The 7,420-nt window shown below is 40.4% G+C and carries 4 protein-coding genes; all 4 read right to left on the reverse strand.

Translation table 11 applies throughout. The annotated features are described in order from the left end of the window. Window positions 1–33 precede the first annotated feature (33 nt). The 4 genes from DW947_RS15490 to DW947_RS15505 all read right to left on the reverse strand — a co-directional run bounded on the left by DW947_RS15490 (window position 34) and on the right by DW947_RS15505 (window position 6,967). On the reverse strand, window positions 34–1,764 hold the full coding sequence (locus tag DW947_RS15490; RefSeq protein WP_005829812.1) for a RagB/SusD family nutrient uptake outer membrane protein: 1,731 nt from the start codon (window positions 1,762–1,764) through the stop codon (window positions 34–36). A 14-nt stretch (window positions 1,765–1,778) separates the two neighbouring features. Next, window positions 1,779–5,102, reverse strand: coding sequence for a TonB-dependent receptor (locus tag DW947_RS15495; protein ID WP_005829814.1), 3,324 nt, complete (start codon window positions 5,100–5,102; stop codon window positions 1,779–1,781). Window positions 5,103–5,327: 225 nt separating this feature from the next. Continuing rightward, window positions 5,328–6,332 (reverse strand): FecR family protein, encoded by a 1,005-nt coding sequence (locus DW947_RS15500; RefSeq protein ID WP_005829816.1) that lies wholly within the window; start codon window positions 6,330–6,332, stop codon window positions 5,328–5,330. Between the two features lie 53 nt (window positions 6,333–6,385). Beyond that, window positions 6,386–6,967, reverse strand: a complete 582-nt coding sequence (locus DW947_RS15505; protein ID WP_005829818.1) for an RNA polymerase sigma factor — start codon at window positions 6,965–6,967, stop codon at window positions 6,386–6,388. Between the last annotated feature and the right edge of the window lie 453 nt (window positions 6,968–7,420).

The following is a 7,420-nucleotide window of genomic DNA, read 5'->3' on the forward strand; positions in this document are numbered from 1 at the left end:
ATTCACAATCTTTTTACCTATAATGTCTAACCGTTAATACCCTGGATTCTGTTTCATGTTTTCATTAATAATGATTTCAGATGTGGGGATTGGCCATAAATACTGCCGTTCGTCCCATTTGCGCTGGGAAAGTACTTGGATTAAGCCTTCTTTTTCCATAGCAGAGAAGTCTGCGATTCCATCTTCATCTATCTGTGGTGTAGTAGGCCAGAACCACAGTCCTTTTGATGTAACTTTGTCTCTTAATATGTCAGCAGGATATAGAATGCCGTAGTTCTTGGTGTTCAGAGCTTTGGTTGCCAATTTCCAACGAATGAGGTCCATGTAGCGGAGTCCTTCTTTAGCAAACTCTACGCGACGTTCCAGTCTGACTGTCTGGCGTAAGGACTTTTGGTCACGTGCTGTTACTGCCGGATATTTGTCTGTTTCAGAAGATTTCACTCCGTATGCTCTGGCACGTACACTATTGATGGCTTCTAATACAGATTCGTCAATCTTGTTCAGTTCAATCATGGCTTCTGCATAAGTCAACAATACTTCTGCGTAACGTATTTCAATATAGTCACTTTCCACTTTTTGTTTGTTATCTACCCAAGAATCGTCAATACCCTTTTTCCATAGCAATGCATTGAATGAGGTGTATTGCGCATTGGCACGGGTATCTTGGTTGGTTACCATTTTACCGGTTTTGTAGTTCATTACTTTTAATGCATCGGGATGAGGATCAAAGTCAAAGCTACAATGGCGGGTTCCAAATTCTACAATGGTGGCAGTACAACGGGGGTCACGGTTCTTGAAAGGATTGTGGGGATCAAAAAGAGGTGACTCGTCAATGGGCAACCCATCTGTACAGAGGAACGAAGCCAACAAGTCCCAAGAGGGTGCATACGAACCGTATCCTCCAGCATTTCTAGGCAGCTCATTTTTTGTGGCAGTAGCATCGTATAGAATGTTGTATTGCACGGAACGTGGGAATACAAGAATGCTTTCTATGGAATTTTTGGTATTCATCAGAAATAAGTCGCTGAAGTCGGGATGTAATTGATAAGCTTGCAAATTCATACACGCTTTAGCTGATTCGGCCGCAAGTTCCCAATCACCCATGTAAAGGGCAAAACGTGCTTTCATGGCTAATGCAGCACCTTTTGTGAAACGTTGTGTCGAGTTACCGGTATAAGATACTGGTAACATAGAAATTGCTTTGTCGAAGTCTTGGTAAATTAAAGGTATAATCTCTTTTTTGGGAGTACGTCCTTTTTGGAAGGCTTCTTCAATGTAAATATTCTTATCTAGCCAGACAACATCACCAAAGAAAGAAACGAGTACTGCATATTTACAAGCTCTTGTAAAGTAAGCTTCTCCTCTGTATTGATTCAATATTTTTTCAGAGACACCAGCCTTTTCGGCGCGCTCAGATTTTTCAAGAAATGTATTGGCCATCGTTATACATTTATAGTTTGATTGCCATTGCTCTACTGGATACCAGTTCTCTGTTCCACCATCACCATTTACTGTACCGTCTAGGAGGTTGCAACGATTCACATTTCTATAGGTGAAGTTGTCGGTGGCTTGTTCCAGAAGTCCCTGGTTCATTTTATTCCAATATCCGATTTTATAGAATTCATTGGCAGCCATCAATAGTTCTTCTTCTGAAGAATACCAGTTTTCAGTGGAGGCCTCAGACAATGGAACTAAGTCCAAGTCATTGCAGGAACTTGCTAAAAATCCAAGTCCTAAAGCTAATATTATAAATTTATGTTTCATTTTTTTTCTTTCTTTTAAAAGTTAACAGATACGCCTAACAATATAGATGTTGTGATAGGATATTCACTTACTCCCATTTCAGGGTCCCATCCTTTCGGATATTTGCTCAAACAGAATAGATCGGAAGCACTGGCATAAATGCGTGCACCTTTGATACCTATTGCGTTCATCCATTCTTTAGGGAATGTATAGCCTAAAGTTATATTTTTGAGACGGAAATAACCTCCGTTGAACAGCCAATAATCTGACATGGCATAGTTGGAACTTTTGTTTACATGGGTTAGACGAGGATATTTGGCAACTGCGTTTTGTTCGTCCGTATTATAAGGACTCCAATAGTTTCCATCAATGATGGCGGGGAAATTTCCGTAATTGTTACGGAATGGTTCTACCATTTCTCTTGCCAAGCGTGCATTTTGTTTTCCGACACCTTGGAATGCCAATGAAAGGTCAAAATTTTTGTAGCCCAAATTGATATTACCACCATATAGGAAATGGGGTAATGAGCTGCCTAGTAATACTCGGTCATATTCAGGAGAAATCTTTCCGTCGGGTACACCGTCAGGACCAGATATGTCTTTGTATTTAATATCGCCCAATTGAGTGTTCTTATCATTGATTTTGGGAGAATTCTTTAAGTCTTCTTCTGTCAGGAAAAGACCATCGCTAACATAGCCATACCACTCATTGAATTCACTGCCTTCCATTTTAACTTTGTCACCGAGGAATTGGGTTCCTTGTAAATCCCCCATTTTGGAGGTGAAGTCAGAGAAGTTAATGGCTATTCCGTAGCTGAAGTCACCGATGTGGTCATTCCAGCTGACATTCAATTCATAACCTTTGGTTGACATTTTGCCGGCATTGACGTCTGGGTCAGAGAATCCTAGAAAATCAGGGATAGCCATTGCTAATAGCATGTCTTTAGTATTTTTCCAGTAATAGTCACCGTTCACACGTAAGCGGTTGTTCAAGAAAGAAATGTCTAACCCAATGTCTGTAGATTCAGTTTTCTCCCATGTTACATTTTCAATGGCATATTTCTGTTGAGATGCAGTTTGGTCAAAATAAATACCGTTGTTTTGATAGAAAATAGTGTTCCCAAATGCAATGGTTGACATATATGGAAAATCGCCAATACGTTCATTACCCAATGCTCCCCATGTAGCTCTAATCTTCAAGAATGACAGCCAGTCCCAATTAAGATTCTTCATGAAATTTTCTTCGCTGAGTACCCAACCGGCAGAGAAGGAAGGGAATGTACCCCATCTGTGTTTCTTTGCAAAACGTGATGAGCCGTCATGACGTATATTAGCCTGGAATAAATATCTGTCGGCATAGCTGTACATGACACGTCCGAAGTAGGAACGATAAGCGTACTCTTTTCCTTTTCCAGAGTTGCCAATTAAATCTTTAGGTCCATTATTGAGGTATGGAAAGTTCGTGAGAACGTAGCCGTCTCTGTCAGCACCTAATTCTTCAATATATTCGTAATAGTTTTCGTAACCTGCCATAAGGTTGATGTCATGTTTTCCGGCAAACTTCTTTGCATAGTTTGCTATTAATTGTGTAGTGACATTGTAGCTGTCATTGCGGGTTTCTGAGAGTTTGGTTGTGTTGTATAGTCCGCTGTTGTCTAAGTATCCCCCTATTGTATTGGGATCATCTGCCAATGTATAGCTGGCTGCTTTCTTGAATGTTTTGAACTTGTCGTAATTAAAGCGAGGAGCAACGATTGCTGAAATTTTAAATCCGTCAAAAGGCTTGAAATCAATAGATGCTTTACCGCCCAATGCTGTGTACCATTTTTCTGTTGTACCACCCAATTTCATCAATCCATAAGGGTTGGCTCCCGATTTGCCTTCAGCTATACGGCCGTCATCCCATACTCCTGCATAAATAGCAGGCATGTAGCGCATCATTCCGAATGGAGTGAATTGCGGCATGTGGTGTTTAGTGCGCTTAACATTGAAGTCCAATGTAGCACTTAACTTTTGGGTAATGTTGAAGTCATTGTTTACACGTAATGTATAGCGTTGGAAATAACGGTCACCGTACAGACCGCCTACTTCATCATACGCCAAGGATGCTTTGGTCTTAACAACCTTGCTACCGCCTGAAAGGTGGATACTGTGACTTTGACGGGTTGCGGATTTCTCAAGAATCAGATCTTGCCAGTCGGTTATAGGATACTGGTTGGGATTGGTTGCATTGTTTTTCACCCAGTTATTAACTTGATCTTCTGAATAGGCTTGGTATTTGCCACCGTCCGGATTATCTGTATATCGTAATTCATTAGCCATTTCCAGAAAACGTTGCACGCCTACAACCTCAGGCTCTGCGGTAGGTATTTCCCAACCGAATTCACCGTTATAGGTCAATGACAGTTCCTTGTCACTGGCTCTTTTGGTGGTGACAAGAATAACGCCGGCAGCGGCACGAGAACCATAGATAGCAGCGGAAGCAGCATCTTTCAATACAGAAATGCTCTCAACGTCGTTGGCATTTACTGAATTGATGTCACCAGGCACTCCATCAACGATAACCAGAGGATCTGAATTCCCGATGGTTGTGATACCACGTACATATATCTTGTCTGCATTTGCACCAGGCGCATTATTGTTACGGGTTACCATTAACCCTGGGATGGTTCCTTGCAAAGCGGTGGAAAGGGAAGTTGTTTTACGGGCGGCTACTTCTGCACCTCCCACAGAACCTACTGCACCGGTCAAGTCTTTCTTTTTTACGGTACCATAACCGATAACAACAACTTCTTCCAAAGTCTTTGAATCTTCTTGCAGCACTACATTGATTGCGTTTTTACCGTTGACAGCAACAGATGCCGGTATATAGCCTACGTAAGAAACGGTTAGAGTAGCTTTCTCCGGCACATCTTCCAATGTATATTCACCGTCAATGTTGGTTATTGTTCCTTGTGTAGAGCCTTTGATAATAACGGAAGCTCCGATAAGCGGCTCATCATTTTCGTCTACGATTCTACCGGTTACTTTCTTTTTAGCACCTACAGATTTGTTGGTTTGCTGGAACAGCAAAATCTGCTTGTTTGCTTTTATTTCAAAGGAGATTTTCGTTCCTTTAAATAATTCTTTCAATACGGCCTCAAGTGAAGCATTTGATACATTTAAATCCTTTTTTGTTTCAAGATTGGGAAGTTTGTCTGTGTAGAATACGTTATAACCGCTAGCTTTTTCAATTTGCGGTATAATCTGCTTGATGGTCTGCTTGTTTACAGATAAACTGATTTGGGCGAAGCTGTTTCCCCAGAAAAACAGGGCACCCAGCAGTACTAAAGACCGCATAATCATTTTGTTTTGTCTCATGTCTAATAATATTAGATTAATTGTTTTTTATTTTGAGAAAGGCGTACCAAAGACCTGCTCTAATAAGATATTAGAGTAACTTATGACGAATTTCTCGTGAATGTTTAAACTAGAATTTTATTTTGCTGCCGAAAGCTGGCAGTTGTGTTTGATGAAGTAAAAAGTTTATAAAATCTATTCCATATTTTCCTTTTTAAGTTAACATAAAGAGTTTATTAAACACTACTAATATATTACGATCGTATTATCAGATTTTATTTTGTAATTAATGCCGCCAGCTTGGCTGATGTATTCTAATACATTATTCAAACTGCTATTCTTGATGATGCCGTGATAAGTATATTGTTTTACTTTCTCGTTTTTGAATATAAATTTGCAATTATACATTCGTGTAAGCATGGTACAAATTTCTTCAAAAGATTCACCGTAGAACGCTAGTTCATTGCTTCTCCATAGCAAATAACTTGCATTAGGATGAAGCTCGCTTTTTTCGAACTGTCCATTGGTCAGGTTGCAAACGAGCCTTTCGTTTGGCTTCATATATGCCTCGTGTCTGCCGTCGTCTACTTTAACCTTTCCACTTATCAGGATTACAGCTACTGATTTATCGTCTTTATGTGCACGTATATTGAAGCTTGTACCTAACGCTTGTACATTGATGCCATTTGCTTTCACGATGAAAGGCTTTTCCTTGTCCTTTGCAACTTCAAAATAGGCCTCTCCTTCCAGGGAGACCATACGTGTTTTCTTGTTGTAAGTGTTGTCATATACAATTCTTGAATCAGAATTGATGTAGACCTTTGTGCCGTCAGCCAAAATGATGTCGGCCTTCTGCCCGTTGGATACGGACATGGTGACTTCTGTATTGGCGTCATCGGCCGGTCGTTTGACTCCTGCATAATAGGCTCCGCTTCCCACTGCCAATATGATGCAGGCAACTGCAGCATAGCGCCCAATCTGACGCAGGAAACGGTTCCTTGTTTTCAGGACCTTCGTTTCCGTGGTGGAACTTGCGTCTATCTGGCTTAAAAGTTCGGTGAACATTTCATTTTGTACGGCTTTGTCCATCGTGTCCGGAGCCAGTGCCCAGCATTGCTGATAGTATGCGGAAAATTTCTGTTGAAAATCCGGTCGCTTAATCCATGATTTCAACTGTACATCTTCTTCAGGGCTGGTCAGTCCTCGAAAGAAACGATCCAAAAGTTCAATATGACTGTCTTTTTTATCCATGTTCTGTAGTATATATCTGTATGCCTGCCAAAACACTCACGGATTTTCGTGCTTTAACAATTATTTAGAAAGTAGAAGGAGAGGAAAAGCATGATGAATTTGCGTAATTCTTCTTTCAGTAGTTTCATAGTACGGTAGAAATGAGCCTCTACGGCACGTTCCGTCAAATCTAGCTGTGAGGCGATTTCCTTGTTGGACAGTTTTCCTGCTCTTTTCAGCTGAAAGACTTCCCGTGAAACTTCTGGCAGGCTTTGCAGAAGTTGCTCTATCTGTTTTTCAATGATGGAGACGTCCATATCCATCGTATCTTCCTCGATAGCCTCTGCTTCTGTTTTCAGCTTGTTTTCTACAAATTTGTTGTGTAATAATCTTCGTTCGGTTTCTTTGTATACCATGTTGCGTGCGATGGTGCATAGATATGCCGGAAAACTTTTCTCGGTATCCAGATTACTGCGTTTTTCCCATATCGTCATGAAGCTGCTTTGGGTGATGTCTTTGGCTAATGATTTGTCATATACGAGAAGGACGATGGTGTTGTACAGCCTGGCACTGTATTTTTCGTACAATGCTTCAAAGGCAAATTTATTGCCTTCTCTCAACTTGGCTACCAATAAAGTATCATTTTCTTTCTGCATATTGATTCATCTTACATTTACGCATTCTGAATGGTAGTGTCTTTGTATAGTAAAGTACTATTCCACATAGACTCTGAAAGAATGAACTACAAAGGTGGTGTTTTTATTATTTATTTAAAAGTTTTTTGCTGAAAATATACTTTGTGTGATTATTATTTAATTCTATATTCCACGATGAAGGAGGATGGCAGAAATAGTCATTTGCAGTATAAGAAGTGGTAAACTGATGGATGGGTTTAGGAACTTATTGTCAATACATTACATTTACAGCGTTGTTACATCCTTATGTAAAAGACGTTACATGCCGGGGAAAGACTCTTTACACACCGGGGTAAAGGCCGTTACACACCGGGGTAAAGGCCGTTACATATCGGGGTAAAGGTAGTTACATCCTGGGGTAAATGTCTTTTCCTGATTTAGCTAGACGCTTTTTCTTTTTATAACCGATATCAG

The sequence above is a fragment of the Bacteroides sp. AM44-19 genome (genome assembly GCF_003603395.1).
GTDB lineage: Bacteria > Bacteroidota > Bacteroidia > Bacteroidales > Bacteroidaceae > Bacteroides > Bacteroides uniformis.